A 16,906-nucleotide genomic window follows, 5' to 3' on the forward strand; every position below is an offset into this window, starting at 1 on the left:
TCAGACGCCGATCTGCCTCAGCGCTCTCCGTTCGCTTCGCGACCTCCTTGAGCCCCTCATAGCCGCCCTTGATCGCTCCGTAGTCGTCCCCGGGAACTGTTGATCGTCGGCTGCGGGCTGACGTCGGAGAACGTCGCATTCCCCGGTGCCTGGGCGTTCTGGAAGAAGCTCCCGATCTGCGTGCCGATCTGGTGCGTGCCGCTGCCGAGCTCGTCCAGTCGCGTGAGCAGATTGGACAGCGCTGTCCCCAGCTTGTCCATCCACTCCCGGACCTTGTCGGCCCACTTCAATGCGATGCGGACTCCGTCGGCGATCATCCCGCCGACGGCGATGCCCGCCGTGAGCAGAGCGGCGATCCCCCACTTGACGAAGGCTTCGGCGATGTCGCCGCAGACCTGGGCGATCAGATCACGCACGATGCCGCGCACCGCGCCCACCACGACGCCTGCGCCCTGCACGGCGCCCGCCATGCCCGCCGCCGCAGCGCCGACCTGCTCGATGCCCTCGTAGGTGGACGCGGTGGCGTCGAGTGCGTCCTTGCCGAGGTGAACGGTTCCTGCGCTGATGCTGAGGACCCCCTTGACCAGGGCTCCCTGTGCGACGCGGCCGATGGCGAGGAACTGCCCGAAAATCCCGAACGCGTTGTTGTCCAGCGTCTCATCGGCGGCGCCATCGGCTGTGTCCATACGAGTCGCGAGGTCGAGGATCTTGCCTGCATGGGCGCGGATGAGCTCCGGCTCGGCGTCGAATGCCTCGCTCATGATCGCCTCAGGAAGGAGCCGCCGAAGTCCTCGTCATCGTCCCCCGAGGATTTCGGCGGCCCTCCCGCCTGCTCGTCTGTACCGTCGCCCGCGTATCCCTGCGGGAGCTGAGACTTGACGAAGTCCAGGGTCTCGCCCTCGCCGAAAACATCCTGCATGACCTCGACGACCTTGCCCCGCCGCGCCCGCTGAGCCCGTCGGGCACAGTCGAGGATCGCGGCGGAGAGGCTGCGCGGATCCTGGCCTCGGACAGCGTCGGTCAGTCGGAGATCCAGCAGGCTGCCGCTCGGGTTCACTCGGACGGTCACCGTGCCGTCCGGTGAACTCGCGGTGCCTGCCACCGGACCGATGTGATCCGTGACGTCGTCGGCTTTCGCTCTGGCCTGTTCCAAAGTCGCATCGGGTACCGAGTCCTGTTCAGCCTGTGACGGAGCTGAGCTCGGATCGGTTCCTCGGTTGGAGGATTCAGCCCTGCGCCTCCGCGATCGACTTCCCTTCGCGTGCACCCGCCTCGATCGCGGCGCAGCAGTGCTTGATCCATGCCGCGATGCCGCCGGGCTCGCCGCTGGCGAAGCCGAGAGCCGCCGCCCGATACTCGGACAGCCTGCGTAGGTGAGCGACCTCCGGCACGCCCAGCCCCTTGGGGTCCAGGCCGGTGCCGATCGCGGTGAGTCGGGCGGCCGCCCTGGCGACGATGCCGTCAGCGGTGCCGAAGGCACTGAGGGTCAGCAGCTCACCGTGCACGATGGACACCAGGACGGGGCCCGGGACCGAGGTGCCGCCGGTGACCAGCGTGGCGAGCAGGTCGAACCGCGCCGAGACCGACGGGTCGGCACGCGGCCTGCCGAGGAGGTCCGCACGCTCGGCCGGAACCAGGTCGGCGGCGGCGAGCAGATGCAGTCGCGCCAACGCCTGCAACGGGGCGCGCTGCCAGGTGCCCAACAACATCCCGATCGACTCGGCGACCCGAAGCGAGCCCGCGGTCATCGGATCGCTCACCGGGCCCTCGGCGGGCAGGTCGACGTCAGCGCCGTCGATCGCGGCCGAGGCGCGGGCGGCCCGGACGGAGGCCTCGGCCGCGGAGACGGGCCACCCGCGCCGGTTGGCCGGATGCGCGTGCACCGCATCGACGGCCTCCCGCGCGGCCGAGACCGACTCGGCGACTCCGGGCAGATCGAGCAGAGGTCCTAGAGGATCGTCCACGGGCGCGGACAGTACTCACCGGCCGAGAGCGTCGAACGGTATGGGCACATCGTCGGTGTCGGATCGGACCGGGCTCCCGCCCTGTGCGGGCGTGACCGGTCGTCGTCGGGGCGCTTCTCCACCGCCCGCCGTGATCCGTCTCGAGGTCGTGACGGCGCACGAGGCGCGGGAGGCTAATCGCGCCCAGGGCGGGTTCGCCGCCGAGAACGCCGACAAGCTGCTCGGATTCGCGGACTACTCCGGGAGTGCGGCCGACCCCGACGCCTGGGAGGCGGCGGCGGAGGAGGCAGCCTCCTCGGTCGACATGGCCACCGCCGAGGAGGTCACCGGCCGCCCCGCCCACACCTTCGCCGACCAGGCGCGCGATCACGTCGACGACTTCCGTCGAGCCGAGCCGGAACCGTCCTGAGCTGCCTGTCTTCGTGGGCCCACCGCCGTGTCGATCCGGCGGAGCGGGTGTCGCGCACCAGTCCGGCAGATCAGCGTGCAGCGGGGCACTGGTCTGGACCTCTGGGTACTTGTCCTGTCCCGAAAGCCGCGTTCGGTCTACGGTCAGCACCAACAGATGTTCGTTCGATCACTCAGGGAGGTCCTTCGCGATGACCCAGCAGACCGGTGCTGCCGAGTCCGGGCCCAGCAGCGCCGCAACCCTGGACAACCTGCTCAGCGAGAACAGGACGTTCCCGCCCAGCGAGGAGTTCGCACTCGCCGCCAACGCGACTCAGGCCCTGTACGACGAGGCGTCGGCCGACCGGGAGGCGTTCTGGGGCGTCCAGGCCGAACGACTGCACTGGGACACCAGGTGGACGCAGGTCCTCGACTGGTCGAACGCGCCCTTCGCGAAGTGGTTCGTCGGCGGAAGGCTGAACGTCGCCTACAACTGCGTCGACCGGCATGTGGAGGCCGGGCACGGCGACCAGGTCGCGATCCATTGGGAGGGGGAGCCCGGCGACACGCGGACGATCACCTACGCCGACCTGCGGCGCGAGGTCGCCAAGACCGCCAACGCCCTGATCTCGCTCGGCCTCTCCGCAGGCGACCGGGTCGCGATCTATCTGCCGATGATCCCCGAGGCCGTCTTCGCGATGCTGGCCTGCGCCCGGCTGGGGCTCACCCACAGCGTGGTGTTCGGCGGTTTCTCCGCCGAGGCGCTGCGCACCAGGATCGACGACGCCGAGGCGTCGCTGGTGATCACCAGCGACGGCCAGAATCGACGCGGCAAGGTGCTCGGCCTGAAGGAGAACGTGGACACGGCGGTGCGTGACGCCGACTCCGTCCGCAACGTCCTGGTGGTCCGCCGCACCGGCAATGAGGTCGACTGGGACGACAGCCGCGACGTGTGGTGGCACGACCTCGTCGACGGACAGTCCGAGGAGCACACGCCGGAGGCCTTCGACGCCGAGCATCCGCTCTTCATCCTCTACACCTCGGGAACCACGGGGAAGCCCAAGGGCATCCTGCACACCTCCGGCGGCTACCTCACCCAGGCGGCATACACCCACCATGCCGTGTTCGACCTTAAGCCGGACACGGACGTCTACTGGTGCGGCGCGGACGTGGGCTGGGTGACCGGCCACTCCTACATCGTCTATGGACCGCTGGCGAACCGGGCGACCTCGGTGATGTACGAGGGGACTCCCAACACGCCGCACGAGGGCCGCTGGTGGGAGATCGTTCAGCGTTATCGGGTCTCCATCCTTTACACGGCGCCCACCACGATCCGCACCTTCATGAAGTGGGGGAGCGAGATCCCGGCCAAGCACGACCTCTCCTCGCTGCGCCTGCTCGGCAGTGTCGGCGAGCCGATCAACCCCGAGGCCTGGATGTGGTACCGGGAGCACATCGGCGCCGCCGCGACCCCGGTCGTCGACACCTGGTGGCAGACCGAGACGGGCGGCATCATGATCTCGCCGCTGCCCGGCGTCACAGCCGCCAAGCCAGGGTCGGCGATGGGCGTGCTGCCCGGCATCTCGGCGAAGATCGTCGACGAGAACGGCGCCGAGGTCAGCAGGGGCGGCGGGGGATACCTGGTCCTGGATCAGCCGTGGCCGGGGATGCTGCGGGGTATCTGGGGGGACGAGCAGCGGTTCCGCGACACCTACTGGTCGCGCTTCCGTGACGAGTCCGGCCCGATCTACTTCGCAGGCGACGGCGCCAAGTACGACTCCGACGGTGCGATCTGGCTGTTGGGCCGGGTGGACGACGTGATGAACGTGTCGGGGCACCGAATCTCCACCACCGAGGTCGAGTCGGCGCTGGTCTCGCATTCCTCGGTCGCGGAGGCGGCGGTCGTCGGCGCGGCCGACGCCACCACCGGTCAGGGGATCGTGGCGTTCGTGATCCTCCGAGGCGGCGATGCCGACTCGGCGGATGAGGGAGCCGCGCTGGTCAAGCAGCTCCGGGACCACGTCGCGAAGGAGATCGGCCCGATCGCCAAGCCTCGGCAGATCCTGGTCGTTCCCGAGCTGCCCAAGACGCGCTCCGGGAAGATCATGCGGAGGCTGCTGCGCGACGTTGCCGAGAATCGCGAGCTGGGCGACGTGACGACCCTCCAGGACTCGTCGGTGATGAAGCTGATCTCCTCGGGGCTGGCCAAGCCCGGCGACGAGGGCTGATCACCGGGTCGTCTCGTCGGTGGAGGGCGTGCCTGCCCGGCCGGGTGCCAGGCTGGGGCGCCCTCTCCGCGGGTCCGCGCCGAAGCGGGTCCGGGCCTGCGGTGCGGCCGTCCGTGCGGTAACTCGGGTGACGGACGGCTCGCGATGGGGGATGCTGGAGACATGAACGAGGACCTGCCCATCGTCGGCTCGACGGCCATCCCGGCCGCCGAGCTGCGCTGGCGGTTCTCCCGATCTAGCGGCCCCGGCGGGCAGGGCGTCAACACCACCGACTCCAGGGTGGAGCTGTCCTTCGACCTCGCCGCGACGACGGTGTTCAGCCCGCCTCGTCAGGCACGGGCCCTCGACCGCCTCGCAGGCAGGCTCGTCGACGGCGTCATCACGATCACCGCCTCAGAGCACCGCTCTCAACTGCGCAATCGCGAGGCGGCCATGGCCCGGCTGGCCATGACCCTGCGCGACGCCGTCGCCCCCGACCCGCCGAGTCGGCGGCCGACGAGGCCCTCGCGTGGCTCGAAGCGACGGCGCGTGGATGAGAAGAAGCGGCGAGGCGACGTCAAGCGGCTCCGACGCAGCGTCGAGGACTGAGACCGGCTCGGACGGGCCTGCTCGGGCGGGCCGCCGACTGGGACGACACCTCGCAGCGCCTGGCGGAGTACCGCGCCGCTGCGTGACCGACCTGCGTCGAGCCCTGCGGGGAGGACGCTCCGTTCTGGCCCCGCTGCGCTGCGACCACGCCGTCGTGGGCCGACGGCCGGTCAGAACCGCCGGTTCGCCAGGACCGGAATCGTCTCCCTGGCCCGCTCCGTCTCAGCGACGTCCACCTCGGTCACCAGGAGCCCCGGTGCGGCGCCGAGCTGTTCGCGGATCTCGCCGAAAGGGGACACCAGACTGCTGTAGCCGATACCGGTGGGGGCTAGCCCCGCCGGTCGTTCGCCGGTCGTGCTCGGGTCTGCCTGCCCGCAGGCCAGCAGCCAGGACGTCGAGTCCAGTGCCCGCGCACGACACAGCAGCTCCCACTGCTCTCGCTTGCCAGGCCCCCAGCCCCAGGATGCGCCGACCAGCATGACCTGGGCGCCCTCGTCGGCCAGGGCATGAAAGAGACCGGGAAAGCGCAGGTCATAGCAGGTGGCGACCCCGAAGGCCACGTCGTTGACCGTGAAGGTGACCGGCCGTTCTCCCGGCGCGACCGTGTCCGACTCGGCGAAGCCGAACGCATCGAACAGGTGGATCTTGTCGTACGCCGTGTCGATCCCCGGCCCGGTGACCAGCAGCGTGTTGCGCACCCTGCCGTCGTCGGCGGGCACGAACATTCCGGCGATCACCACCACCCCGGCCGTGTTCGCGATGGCGCGCACCTCCGTCGCCCACGGCCCGTCCAGCGGCTCGGCGACCGGCCCCAGCGGGATGCCGAAGCGCGCCATCGTCGCCTCGGGGAACAGCACCACACGGGCCCCTTGCGCGGCGGCCTCCGTCACCGCCGCGCGAACCGACCCGAGATTGACCTTCGGGTCGGTGTCGGCGGTCAGCTGGCTCAGTGCGATCCGCACTGGTCCTCCGATCAGTTGGTGGGCTGCGCCAACGTCGTCAGTGCCTCCCGGACATGCCCGTCGGTCTGTAGCAGCGCCGTCCTGGCCTCGGCGACGTCGACTCCGGTGAGCAGCGTGACGAGTGCGGTCTTCACCTCGCCCGCCGCCTGTACCAGAGCAGTCTCGCAGGTCAGTTCGTCCGCGCCGGAGGCCTCTTGCAGGATGGTCAGCGTTCGGCCTCGCAGCTTCGCGTTGGACGCCACCATGCTGATCATCAGGTTCGAGTAGGTCCGGCCGAGCCGCACCATCACGGCGGTGGAGAACGCGGTGAGGATCAGCTTCTGCGCCGTGCCCGCCTTCATCCGGGTGGAGCCCGCGATCGCCTCCGGCCCGGTGTTCACCGCGATCACCACGTCTGCGGCGATCCCGACGGCGGCGGCGTTCGCCGGGTTCGCCGAGACCAGGCCGGTGGATGCTCCGAGGGATCTGGCCGCGCTGAGCGCACCGAGCACGAAGGGGGTGCGGCCGGACGCGGTCAGACCGAGCACGAAGTCGTTCTCGCCGACCTGACGGCGGATCTGCGCCGCCCCCTCGTTGACGTCGTCCTCCGCACCTTCCACTGCGTGGACGAAGGCGGAGGGGCCGCCTGCCTGGTGCGCGACGAACCAGCCCGAGGGCATGTTGTACGTCGGGATCAGCTCGGCCGCGTCGAGCACGGCGAGCCGCCCCGACGTCCCCGCGCCGACGTAGTGCACCCGGCCGCCCGCGCGAAGAGCCTGGACGGCGAGGTCCACCGCGTCGGCGAGCTGCGGAAGGACCTCGGCGACCGCGGCCGGCACCAGCCGGTCCTCGTCATTGATCAGCCGGAGGACCTCCAGCGAGGAGACTCGGTCGATGTCCAGCGTGTTCGGGTTGCGCGACTCCGTGGGGGAGTCCACTCGGATGCAGCTCAGATGCGCTCGTGTCCTCATCGGTTACCGTCCCTCGGTCGGCGCCTGCCATCGGGTCGAGCTCCCAGTCGTTGACCTGCGACTGCTGCGTAGGTCACCTCCAGGGCTTCCTGCGCGGTCTCGTAGTGCTGCTGGGCCACCCCGATGAACAGGTAGTCGATCACTGTCAGCTGGGCGATCCGGCTGGACATCGCGCCGGAGCGAAACGTCGTCTCACGGGCGGCCGTCGTCAGCACGTGGTCGGCTGCCTCCGCGATGGGGGACCGCGGGTAGTTGGTGACCGCGACCGTCTTCGCGCCTCTGGCGCTGGCGACCCGCAGCGAATCGACGACGTCGATGGTCGATCCCGTGTGGGAGATGCCGATCGCGACGTCGTCCGGGCCGAGGACGGCTGCCGAGGTCAGCGCGATGTGCTTGTCACTCCACGCGAAGCAGGTCCGTCCGATGCGGTGCAGCTTCTGCTGGAGGTCGAGCGCGACGAAGGCACTTGCGCCGACGCCGTAGACGTCGACCCTGGAGGCGCGGGCGACCGCGTTCACCACCTCCTGCAAGGTGGCCACGTCGATCTGCTCTGCGGTCTCCTTGACCGCTCTGGCGTCCGCGTAGGAGACCTTGTCGATCACGTCCCGCAGGCTGTCCTCCGGCCCGATCTCGCCGCCGAGCTGCTGTTCGTCGCGGCTCGCGGTGCGTGCGGTCTCCGCGGCTAAGGCCAGCCTGAGCTCGGGGTAGCCACGGATGCCGATGGCCTTGCAGAACCTGGTCACCGTGGTCTCGCTGGTCCCGGCTGCCTCGGCGACCTCGGTGATGCTGCGGTGCGTCACGTCGGCCGGGTTGTCCAGGACCACCTGGGCCACCCGTTGCTCGGCGCGGGCGAGGCCGGGCAGAAGAGATCTGATGCGAACCAGTGGGCTGCCCTCTGCTGCCGCGCCCTCGGCATAACGCTTAGTCACGGTGGGAAACTTACTAACAGCACGTTGCCCAGGTCAACGCATGTGTCCATGTCGTCACCTGTCAGTTACCGCGAAGCGCGTGAATTCCCCACATCCCCAGGTCGGCCGCCCCGAGAGGCTGATCCGACGCCATGGGTATCGAGGGTGGGTCCGGTGTCGTTATCAGCCGTTTCCATTTGGTTATCCAGTCGTATGCAGGGCCTTCGCGGAGATCGTTGATCGACTCCGGGCGTGTGGGTCGAGGAACCGCCAGGCGGAGCGGCAAGCCGGTCGTTCGACCGGTCGGTTCGCATTCGGGTCCACTCGGGTGAATTTCGTGTGAGAGTTCCCAACGTCGACCAAGCGGGCCGGGTAGAGATCGGTTCGCGGAGTCGCGGGTGCGCCCGATCTCTGCGGCATGTCCGGTGATCTCTCGTGTGCGGCCGGTGGAGAACGCGCGGACGATCGAGTGGCCGGTGGATCGACGGTCCCGCGAACTCTCGGGCGGCACTCGCCTCCGAACGCTCTTCGGTGGTCGTGACGGAGGTGGCGGGGGTGAGGAGGAGGCCTGCGGCGTGCCGCCGGGCCTCGTCGGCCGGTTCTCCTTTCGCCTCGCTCGCTGCCGGGTCCACTGCAGACCGGCGGGCCTCGGCGTGCCGGTCGGACGCACCGTCCGCGGCATGGCGCGGACCGGCCCCGACGGGGCAGCGGGGTCGAATCTCGCAAAGTGGACGGACTGCCTGGTGCAGGTGAGACCTCTGCCCGAAGTCACCCGTCCGAGTGGGACCGGCGGTGTAGGATTCGAGCCCGTAATCCTCTGTGCGAGTGGGAACCGGACGCGGTGCAGGTGCGTCTCAGGTTGCGTTCGTGATTCCGTCAGCGAGCCCTGGGGGGCGTGGCATGAGGTCGATCAGTGGTACCGCGTTTCAGGAGGACGCGCTATGAGCGGGACGTTTGAACTTGATCCGGAGCGGCTGCCGCAGGCCATCGCGGATCTTGAAGAGGCGAGGAGTCGGATCATCGACATCGCCCAGGAAGCTCGAGAGCTCGGGTTGGAGACACCGAACCAGGGCTCCGACGGTGTGAGCAGCAACGCGGGTCTGCAGATCTCCCGAGTGGCAGGTGGGCAGGACGGCGCACTGTTCAACGCGAACGAGGCTTACCTCGAAGCGCTCAATGCGACGATCGACAACTTCAAGGCGATGCTTGCCGATTACCACAGTGTCGAGGACGCCAACCAGCTCGGACTGCAGAACATCGATGCTGCTGAGTTCAGCGTGAGCGAGACCCCGAGTGAACGCAGGGAGCGGGAGTTTTACGAGAACAACCCGCATATTCCGCCGGGCGCGCGTGGCTGAAGAGGTTGATCGTCGATATCACAGGGGTTTGGAGACGATGACATCTAAACGGCCGTTGGCGGTTGCTGGTGTGGTGATCGCGGCCTCGTTGATGATTGCGTCCTGTTCAACTCAGGATGACGGAGTGGCGACACCAGGAGATCAGGACTCCGCCGCCGTGGAGACGACCGAGCAGTCTCCGGCACCGCCTGCGGAGTCGGGTGATTCCACTGGTCTCGCACCGTCCGTGTCCGAGCCCAAGGACCTCGCTGGTCTCGATGTGTGCACGTTGCTGACGCCTGAGTCGGCTGAGGGGCTCGGGTTTGGACCTGACGGCGAGCCACGTACTACCGGTGGGGGCAGCGCCTCGTGCTCATGGGACTCTGCGGAAGGTGCTCGGGTCACCCTGGTCGCTGACGTAGATCGACAAGGCCTGGACGAGGTCTACTCGCGTCAGTCGCTTTACTCGGATTGGGAAGAGTTGGAGATCGCGGGCCATCCGGCCGTGCGGGCCAACGAAGGTGAACCGACCTCGATGTGCGGTTATATCGTGGGTATTGCGGACACTCAGTACCTTGACATCAATTATTTCAGTAGTGGCTCGGATGGCGACGCTTGTGCAGGCGCACTGGCCGTTGCCGAGTCCATTGTCCCGACGCTGCCCGATGCGAACTGAAGGGGGAAGGGTGAGATGAGCGAACTCAACCTACAGACGACCTGCCTCTCTTGGGCGGGCAAGGACGCCAAGACCATCCGAGCTGAGGTCTACGGGGGCGGTGGAGGAAGCGGCGCGGGGCTCCAGGAGGTCGCGGGCCGGTGGCGTGACCTGACCACGAAGTACGCCGACGTGGGCAGCTACATCGAGACCTCACTCCAGAAGGCCCAGTCCGCGCACACCGGCGCGGCGGCAGACGCATCGGCGGCCGCCGTGAACCCGCTTGCGAGCTATGCCATTCAGGCACAGGGGCAGACCGAGGCGATCGCGGGCACGATCGACGTTCAGCTCGACTACCGGCTGAACACGATGACCAGCGTCCCCGAGGGCCAGGAGGAGCCGCAGAAGAGCGGCTTCATCGAGAACGTGCTCCCCTCGAGCATCACCGGGCACGGCGACCGCATGGACGCTTACGAGGCCGAGAACGACGAGGCCCGGCAGGTCATGCAGGGCTACCAGAACAACACCAACCAGAACCTGATGTCCATCACTCCGTTCGAGGAGCCGCCGGAGGCCACGTACAGCCTGGCGTCCAGCAGCCCCGGCTCCCTGGGCTCCGGGTCCGGCGGCACCGGTGGTGGCATCGGCGGCGGCACCGGTGGTGGAGCCGGTGGCGGTATCGGCTCCGGCGGCGGTGGTGGTGGCGGATGGACGCCGCCCGGCTCCGACGGTGGTGGCGGTATCGGTGGTGGCGGCGGTACTGGTGGTGGCGGTGGCGGCGTGAACCCGCCCACGATCCAACCGGACTTCAACAACCCGATCCTGCCTCCCCCGAATCAGCCCCCGGTCGTGCAGCCGCCCATTGGACAGCCGCCCATTGGACAGCCGCCCATCGGGCAGCCCCCGTTGGGCCCACCGGTGATCGGCGGCCCCAACGGACCCAATGGCCCTTACGGTCCCAACGGTCCGCAGGGCCCCAACGGCCCCAACAGCCGCCTCCCCGGCGGCCCCAACGGTGGTCCCGGCGGTCGTGGATTCGGCGGCGGTCCCGGCGGCCCCGGCGGCGGGCGTGGCGGCTTCGGACCCGGTGGCGGCTTCGGACCCGGCGGCGGCTTCGGTCCCGGTGGGGCAGCCGGTGGATTCGGTGCTGGTGGTCCTGGCGGCGCGGGCGGCTTCGGCCCCGGTGGCGCAGGCGGCCCCGGTGCGGGTGGTGGTTTCGGCCCCGGCGGCGCCGGTGGTCCTGGTGGTGTCGGCGGCGCAGGCGGCGGTATGGGCGGCGGCGCTCGCGGCAAGAACAGCGAGGGCGAGGACGACAAGGAGCACAAGCGCGCCGATTACCTGCTGGAGACCGATGACGTCTTCGGCGATGGACAGCTCGTCGCACCGCCTGTCCTCGGCGAGCGAGGGTAGGTAGTCCGTGCCCAACCACGGTCAGATCGTGTTGCCCGCCCTGGCGGTCGACACGATCTGCACTCGGCTCAATGTGAAGCTGCCTGCGCTGCTCAAACCGATCGGCTTCGGGGACACCGAAGACGAGCGTCGCGTGCTGCATCAACGAGCCTGGCGAGATTTGGAGTCGCGAGGACTGGTCGAGTACGGCGAGCTGAACAGGTTCCTGGAGGACACGTTCCGCACGCTGGCTCGGCCGGCCCTCGCGGTCTGGGCGACCATGATGGTCGATCGACAGAACGGCATCGACGCCGTGGCTGCGGCCGACGGTGACTTCGCGGTGCTGGCCAAGGTCGAGGCGGCGGAGGGGACACCGAGAACCGAGCTGTCTCTCACGCTGGAGGCGACCAGGCCCACCGGGCTGGCTTACGCGGCGGTCGGGCTGCTGCCCGAACACCCGGCCGGTCGCGGCCACTCGATCAGCCATCCCGCCGAGCAGATCGAGCAGGCGGCCACGAGCGGGGCACGCTCGGCGACGCAGCTCCGCGCGGCCTTCGCGAACGCGGGCCTGCGCGGAACCGACGCCGAGTTCCTGGCCGAGGTGCTGTCGGCGGAGCGGAAGCGGGCGGGCGAGTTCACCGCGCGCAGCTTCGATCCGCTCAGCGGCAGGCTGCGCAAGTCCGAGTACCGAGTCGACTTCATGGACAACGCCACCGGCCGCTTCTTCCTGCAACAGAAGACGGGATCGGACGGCAGGCGGTGGTTCACCCTGGCGCCGTCGGACAAGAAGCGGTTAGGCGCTCAGGTTGCGGAGTTGTGTTCGCTGGTCGCGCCACGGAATTGACGCACCTCATGGCTCTCGCCGAAATGCAGGCTGAGCGGGCAGCAGGTCCACGATGACATTCGACGGGGACCATCGACATCCAGTCGGTGGTCCCCGTCGTCGTCCTGAGCCTGCGTTCTGACTCAGCGGATGCCCGGGGGCTCCTGTTCTCGAGTCATGTCCGGGTCACCGCAAGCGGGCCGGGGTTCGAGCTGCGGCGAGTCCATCGGCCACCGCCACCCGTGCCGGATTGATCGACCCCCAGTCCCGGGACGGATGCACCCGATTGGTCAACAGCACGGCGATCGACCCGCCTGCCCGGTCGATCACCATCGACGTCCCGGTATACCCGGTATGACCTGCGGCAGCGGGGCCCGCCAGCCCGCCCATGTAGAAGGACTGGTTCAGCTCGAAGCCGAGACCACGCGGATGATCGGGGAAGTCCGGGTTGTGGTCGGTGAGCATCTGCCGAACCGTTCCCGCCCGGAGAATCCGTCTGCCGTCGTAACAGCCCTCGTTCAGCATCGTCTGGCCGAGGATCGCCAGGTCTCCTGCGGTGCCGAAGACCCCGGCATGGCCCGCCGTGCCGTTCAACGACCAGGCGTTCTCGTCATGCACCTCGCCGTGCACCATGCCTCGGGGCGGATCGGCCTGGAACTCGGTGGCGGCGATGCGCGGCAGGTCCTCCGACGCCGGTCGGTATCCGGTGTCGGTCATGCCGAGCGGCTCGGTGATCCCGGTGCGCACGAGGTCCGGCAGCGTTCGGCCGGTCACCCGTTCCACGAGCACCGCGAGGGCGATCATGTTCAGGTCGGAGTAGATGTAGGCGGTGCCCGGCGCGGCCTGCAGCTCGGCGGTGAGGCTTGCGTGCAGCCTGCTCGGCACATCGGGCCAGTCTCGCCACAACAGGAGGAACGGCGGAAGTCCCGAGGTGTGCGTCAACAGCTGGCGAACGGTGACCGACTCCTTGCCCGCTGCGGCGAACTCGGGCAGGTACTCGGCCACCGGCCGATCGAGTCGGATCCGTCCCTGTTCCACCTGCTGCATCGTCACGATCGAGGTGAAGAGCTTCGACAGGGATGCAAGGTCGAAGATCGTGTCCTCGGACGTCGGGATCTGTTCTGCGGCGGGCAGCTCGGTGCCGTCGCCGTCGGCGTACCGCAGTGCGTGGCCGGTCGCCTCGCTGGTCGTCACGATCCCGTCGTGCACCAGGACGACGACCGCACCGGGGTAGAGCGGCCGTTCGGAGCCCGATCCGCTCGTCCAGCTCCGTACCGCGTCCAGCGCCTCGTCGATCGGAGCAGGATCCAGCCCGGCCTCGCCGGGTGTTCCCGGCCGGAGCGGGGCGCAGTCTGTCACGGCTCGTCCGGTCGTCGACTGCGTAGGCTGCTCGGCGAGCGCGGCGGGCACCATCGCCGCGCCGAGGACGGCTGCCGAGACGAGGACAAGGGGCAGTGCTCGCATGACCACCTCATCGATAGAGCAGGTAGGGCTCGCGACGAGCGCGGAAGGCCGCGACGTCCGCATCCCAGGACTCGACGATCTCGGCAGGTGATGCCCCGGCGTCGACCATCAGCCGGAGACGGTCCGACCCGGCGAGCCGGTCGATGAACTCGTCCGCCCGCCAACCCCATTGCTCCGGGTACAGATCCCGAGCCGTCGTGATCATCGATACCGCCGTGCGCAGCGGGTCGAATTCGGCGGGGGACGTGACGTGCAACGCGACGCCTCCGCAGTCGGTGCCTTCGTGCTTGCCGAAGGAGGGAACGAAGTACGTCTCGCGAAATCGGACGCCAGGCAGGCCCGCCTCGTTGAGTTGTTCGGCCCAACGCCAGTCCAGGCCGGGCGCGCCGATGGTCTCGAACGGGCGAGTGGTGCCTCGGCCCTCGGAGAACAGGGTCCCCTCGAACAGGCAGGTACCCGCGTAGACGTGGGCCGTCTCGATGGTGGGCACGTTCGGGCTCGGCGGCACCCACGGCAGTCCTGTCGAGCCGAACAGCTGATCCCGTCGCCAGCCCTCTACCTCGATGACGCGGAGTTCGTCGACTCCTCGACCCGCCTCGTCCGGCAGGAACTCGGCATTGAAGAGCCTTGCCAGCTCGCCGATGGTCATGCCATGTCGAGAGACGATCGGTTGACGTCCCACCCCTGAGGCATAGGCGGGGTCCAGTTGCGGACCGGCTGCCGTGCCGCCGAGCGGATTCGGCCGGTCGAGTACGACGAACGCGGTACCGGTGAGGGCTGCGGCGTGCATCGCCGTGTACATCGCCCAGATATAGGTGTAGAAACGCGCTCCGACGTCGGCGATGTCGAAGACCACCATATCGATGTCGGCCTGTCGGTACATCGCGGCGACCCGGTCTGCTGCCGCACCGTAGACGTCGTAGACGGGGACCCCGGTGCGCGGATCGGTGTAGTCGCCCTCCGAACCGCCTGCCTGCGCTGTGCCGCGGAAGCCGTGTTCTGGGCCGAAGGCGGCCACGAGATCGACCTCGCCGCCGTCCACGACCGCGTCGACCACGTGGGTGAATCCGGGCAGCACGCCGGTCGGGTTCGTCAGAATCCCGACGCGCCTGCCCGCCAGCTCGCGCCAGCCGCTCTCGGCGGCGACCTGCGCGCCGACCCGAACGGAACCTGCTGCGGGTGTGACCCGCGACGGCGAGGCGAACGCGCTGCCGCTGACAGTCAGCGCAGGCACCGCGAGGGCCGAGGCGGTCAGGAATCCGCGTCTTCCGAGGTTGCCTGCCCCGGTCGATCTCGCCGGGTCCGATGCGTGTCTCACCCAGTCACCGACCAGGTCAGGCCGTGGCCGAACGGGTAGCTCGCGGTGTCCGGGTCGTCCGGGGCGGGGACGGTGACCGGCAGCGTGCCCACCGGTGCGATCTCACCGAGCACGACGCGGGTCAACGACTCCATCGCCTGCGCGCCGATCGAGTGGGTGGCGAGCCAGGTGGTCGCCTCCTCGACGTATGCCGCGTCGTACGGGTCGCGAGTGGCCACGGCGATCAGCGAGGCGTCGCTCCCGGCCAGACTGCGGACGAGTTCCCGCTGCCCGGCCCGCGACTCGTTCCATGCGGCGTTGGTGAGGGCGATGGTCATGTCGTGCTCGGCGGCAGCGCCTACCGCCTCGTCGATCTCGGCGGCGGTGGGGGAGGCGCTCGTGAGGTGCTGTCGTACCTGCACGCCACGCTGGGACAGGGAGTCGGCCAGGGCGGCGAGTGCCGTCGTGTCCGGCCCGGTGACGAGCGCGGATGCGGGTGCGTCGGCAGGCAGCAGACCTGCATCGTTGCGCATCGCGATCGTCGTGTGATCGGTGATCTGCTGCGCGGCGGCCAGGTGGTCGGCGTTTCCGACGAACTCGGCCACCCGGTCGACGTCGACGAGAGGGTCGCTGATGACACCACGCTGCCACTTCATCGCCAGCACCCGGCGGACGCTCTCCTCGATTCGCGACTCGGTCAGCTCGCCCGACTCCACTGCGGCTAGGACCGCATCGACGGCGACGTCGAGATACTGCGGCATGAGGAGCTGATCGGCGCCTGCCTGGAGGGCCAGCACCGGGATGCGCTCGTCGGCGACCTCATTGCGGACGCCCTGCATCTGAAGGGAGTCGGTGCTGATGACCCCTTCGAAGCCGAGCTGATCGCGGAGGAGGCCGGTCAACACGGTGGGGGACAGCGTCGCGGGCAGACCGGAGTCGTCCAGTTCGGGCATCAGGATGTGGCCGGTCATGACGGTGTCCGCGCCTGCCGCGATTGCCGCCGCGAACGGGGGAGCGTCGAGCTCCTCCCACTCCTCGCGGGTGTGGTCGATCTCCGGCATCGCATCGTGGCTGTCCTGGTTCGTGTCACCGTGGCCGGGGAAGTGCTTGATCGCCGACGATACGGTCAGTTCGCGTACCGCCGAGTCCTGGTATCCCTCGACCTGAGCGGTGACCAGTTCGGAGACCAGGGCCGGGTCCGAGGAGAACGAGCGGACACCGATGACCGGGTTGGCCGGGTTGACGTTCACGTCGGCCACCGGTGCGAAGTCCTGGTTGATGCCGACCGCTCGGAGCTCCTGACCGGTGATCGCCGCCGCCGTCCGTGCATCATCCCGGTTTCGGCCTGCCCCGAGGGCCATGCTGCCCGGCAGCTGGGTGGCGGGTTCGCGGAATCGGGTGACGATGCCCTGCTCCTGATCGGTCGAGATCATCAACGGGATCTCGGCGCCTGACGAGAGGGCGGCCTCCTGGAGCCCGTTGGACAACCCGGCGACCTGGACGGGATCTTCGAAGCTGTCGGTCCAGTTGAAGTAGATGACGCCGCCCAGGTGGTACCGCTGCACGACTTCGGCAGGGGTCTCGACGCCGAACTCGGTGACATTGTCGGGGTGCGCGCTGTCGGCGGAAGGACCGTAGGCGTAGGTCACGAAGATCTGGCCGACCTTCTCCTCCAGACTCATACCCGCGATCGTGTCGTCGATCCAGGCCTGCATCTCGTCGCCGTCCGACTGGTTCGCCACCGGCACGTCCGCAGGCTCCTCGTCGACGCCGGACCGCACGGGACCGAGCGTGCTCGAGCCGACCGCCACGGCGGCTGTCATCGCGGCGGCGGCGAGCAGATGAACTCGGTTGAGTCTCGGCATCACTGGCTCCCCTCAGCGGCCGGCCTGGTCGAACGGATGGGACTGGACGCCACCCGACGATGTGCCGGAGTTCTCTGCAAACTACCCAC

At 68.9% G+C, this 16,906-nt stretch carries 16 protein-coding genes; 7 read left to right on the forward strand and 9 right to left on the reverse strand.

Features of this window, described 5'->3' with window-relative positions; translation table 11 throughout:
* Positions 1 to 56: 56 nt before the first annotated feature.
* The 3 genes from UA75_RS01275 to UA75_RS01285 all read right to left on the reverse strand — a co-directional run bounded on the left by UA75_RS01275 (position 57) and on the right by UA75_RS01285 (position 1,964).
* Entirely contained in the window at positions 57 to 761 is a 705-nt protein-coding gene (locus UA75_RS01275) for a hypothetical protein (protein ID WP_075738143.1), read from the reverse strand.
* Complete coding sequence (locus UA75_RS01280) at positions 758 to 1,153, reverse strand: YbaB/EbfC family nucleoid-associated protein (protein WP_075738145.1); 396 nt, start codon at positions 1,151 to 1,153, stop codon at positions 758 to 760. The genes UA75_RS01275 and UA75_RS01280 overlap by 4 nt, the downstream gene beginning before the upstream one ends.
* Positions 1,154 to 1,226: 73 nt before the next feature.
* Positions 1,227 to 1,964: an oxidoreductase gene (locus UA75_RS01285; protein ID WP_075738147.1), complete on the reverse strand. Its 738-nt coding sequence runs from the start codon at positions 1,962 to 1,964 to the stop codon at positions 1,227 to 1,229.
* A 130-nt stretch (positions 1,965 to 2,094) separates the two neighbouring features.
* Between UA75_RS01285 and UA75_RS01290 the strand changes: the two genes are divergently transcribed.
* The 3 genes from UA75_RS01290 (at position 2,095) to arfB (ending at position 5,167) form a co-directional block, all read left to right on the forward strand.
* Positions 2,095 to 2,373 (forward strand): hypothetical protein, encoded by a 279-nt coding sequence (locus UA75_RS01290; RefSeq protein WP_075738149.1) that lies wholly within the window; start codon positions 2,095 to 2,097, stop codon positions 2,371 to 2,373.
* 190 nt (positions 2,374 to 2,563) lie between these two features.
* Positions 2,564 to 4,579, forward strand: a complete 2,016-nt coding sequence (acs, locus tag UA75_RS01295) for an acetate--CoA ligase (protein ID WP_075738151.1) — start codon at positions 2,564 to 2,566, stop codon at positions 4,577 to 4,579.
* 162 nt (positions 4,580 to 4,741) lie between these two features.
* Positions 4,742 to 5,167 (forward strand): alternative ribosome rescue aminoacyl-tRNA hydrolase ArfB, encoded by a 426-nt coding sequence (arfB, locus tag UA75_RS01300; RefSeq protein ID WP_075738153.1) that lies wholly within the window; start codon positions 4,742 to 4,744, stop codon positions 5,165 to 5,167.
* Positions 5,168 to 5,337: 170 nt separating this feature from the next.
* On the opposite strand, the gene UA75_RS01305 is transcribed toward arfB, so the two are convergent.
* The 3 genes from UA75_RS01305 to UA75_RS01315 are packed head-to-tail and all read right to left on the reverse strand — an operon-like array spanning position 5,338 to position 8,008.
* Positions 5,338 to 6,129 carry a carbon-nitrogen hydrolase family protein gene (locus UA75_RS01305; RefSeq protein WP_075738155.1) on the reverse strand — a complete coding sequence of 264 codons (792 nt, stop codon included), beginning with the start codon at positions 6,127 to 6,129 and terminating at the stop codon, positions 5,338 to 5,340.
* Between the two features lie 11 nt (positions 6,130 to 6,140).
* Complete coding sequence (gene murQ, locus UA75_RS01310; RefSeq protein WP_075738157.1) at positions 6,141 to 7,079, reverse strand: N-acetylmuramic acid 6-phosphate etherase; 939 nt, start codon at positions 7,077 to 7,079, stop codon at positions 6,141 to 6,143.
* Positions 7,076 to 8,008: a MurR/RpiR family transcriptional regulator gene (locus tag UA75_RS01315; protein WP_075738159.1), complete on the reverse strand. Its 933-nt coding sequence runs from the start codon at positions 8,006 to 8,008 to the stop codon at positions 7,076 to 7,078. Before UA75_RS01315 ends, murQ begins: the two co-directional genes overlap by 4 nt.
* Before the next feature lie 920 nt (positions 8,009 to 8,928).
* Between UA75_RS01315 and UA75_RS01320 the strand changes: the two genes are divergently transcribed.
* The 4 genes from UA75_RS01320 to UA75_RS01335 are packed head-to-tail and all read left to right on the forward strand — an operon-like array spanning position 8,929 to position 12,212.
* Positions 8,929 to 9,345: a hypothetical protein gene (locus tag UA75_RS01320; protein ID WP_075738161.1), complete on the forward strand. Its 417-nt coding sequence runs from the start codon at positions 8,929 to 8,931 to the stop codon at positions 9,343 to 9,345.
* Positions 9,338 to 10,000, forward strand: a complete 663-nt coding sequence (locus tag UA75_RS01325; RefSeq protein WP_157433932.1) for a DUF3558 domain-containing protein — start codon at positions 9,338 to 9,340, stop codon at positions 9,998 to 10,000. Before UA75_RS01320 ends, UA75_RS01325 begins: the two co-directional genes overlap by 8 nt.
* 15 nt (positions 10,001 to 10,015) lie before the next feature.
* Entirely contained in the window at positions 10,016 to 11,389 is a 1,374-nt protein-coding gene (locus UA75_RS32410) for a hypothetical protein (protein WP_157433933.1), read from the forward strand.
* A 7-nt stretch (positions 11,390 to 11,396) separates the two neighbouring features.
* The gene (locus UA75_RS01335; protein ID WP_075738167.1) at positions 11,397 to 12,212 is read left to right on the forward strand and encodes an ESX secretion-associated protein EspG; all 816 of its coding nucleotides are present in this window, start codon (positions 11,397 to 11,399) and stop codon (positions 12,210 to 12,212) included.
* Between the two features lie 165 nt (positions 12,213 to 12,377).
* Here the strand turns inward: UA75_RS01335 and UA75_RS01340 are convergent, their stop codons facing one another.
* The 3 genes from UA75_RS01340 to UA75_RS01350 are packed head-to-tail and all read right to left on the reverse strand — an operon-like array spanning position 12,378 to position 16,817.
* Positions 12,378 to 13,655, reverse strand: coding sequence for a serine hydrolase domain-containing protein (locus UA75_RS01340; protein WP_075743280.1), 1,278 nt, complete (start codon positions 13,653 to 13,655; stop codon positions 12,378 to 12,380).
* A gap of 7 nt (positions 13,656 to 13,662) precedes the next feature.
* Positions 13,663 to 14,973: an exo-beta-N-acetylmuramidase NamZ domain-containing protein gene (locus UA75_RS01345; RefSeq protein ID WP_075738169.1), complete on the reverse strand. Its 1,311-nt coding sequence runs from the start codon at positions 14,971 to 14,973 to the stop codon at positions 13,663 to 13,665.
* Positions 14,970 to 16,817, reverse strand: coding sequence for a glycoside hydrolase family 3 protein (locus tag UA75_RS01350; protein ID WP_232237591.1), 1,848 nt, complete (start codon positions 16,815 to 16,817; stop codon positions 14,970 to 14,972). Before UA75_RS01350 ends, UA75_RS01345 begins: the two co-directional genes overlap by 4 nt.
* Between the last annotated feature and the right edge of the window lie 89 nt (positions 16,818 to 16,906).

Source organism: Actinoalloteichus sp. GBA129-24 (assembly GCF_001941645.1).
Lineage (GTDB): Bacteria > Actinomycetota > Actinomycetes > Mycobacteriales > Pseudonocardiaceae > Actinoalloteichus_A > Actinoalloteichus_A fjordicus.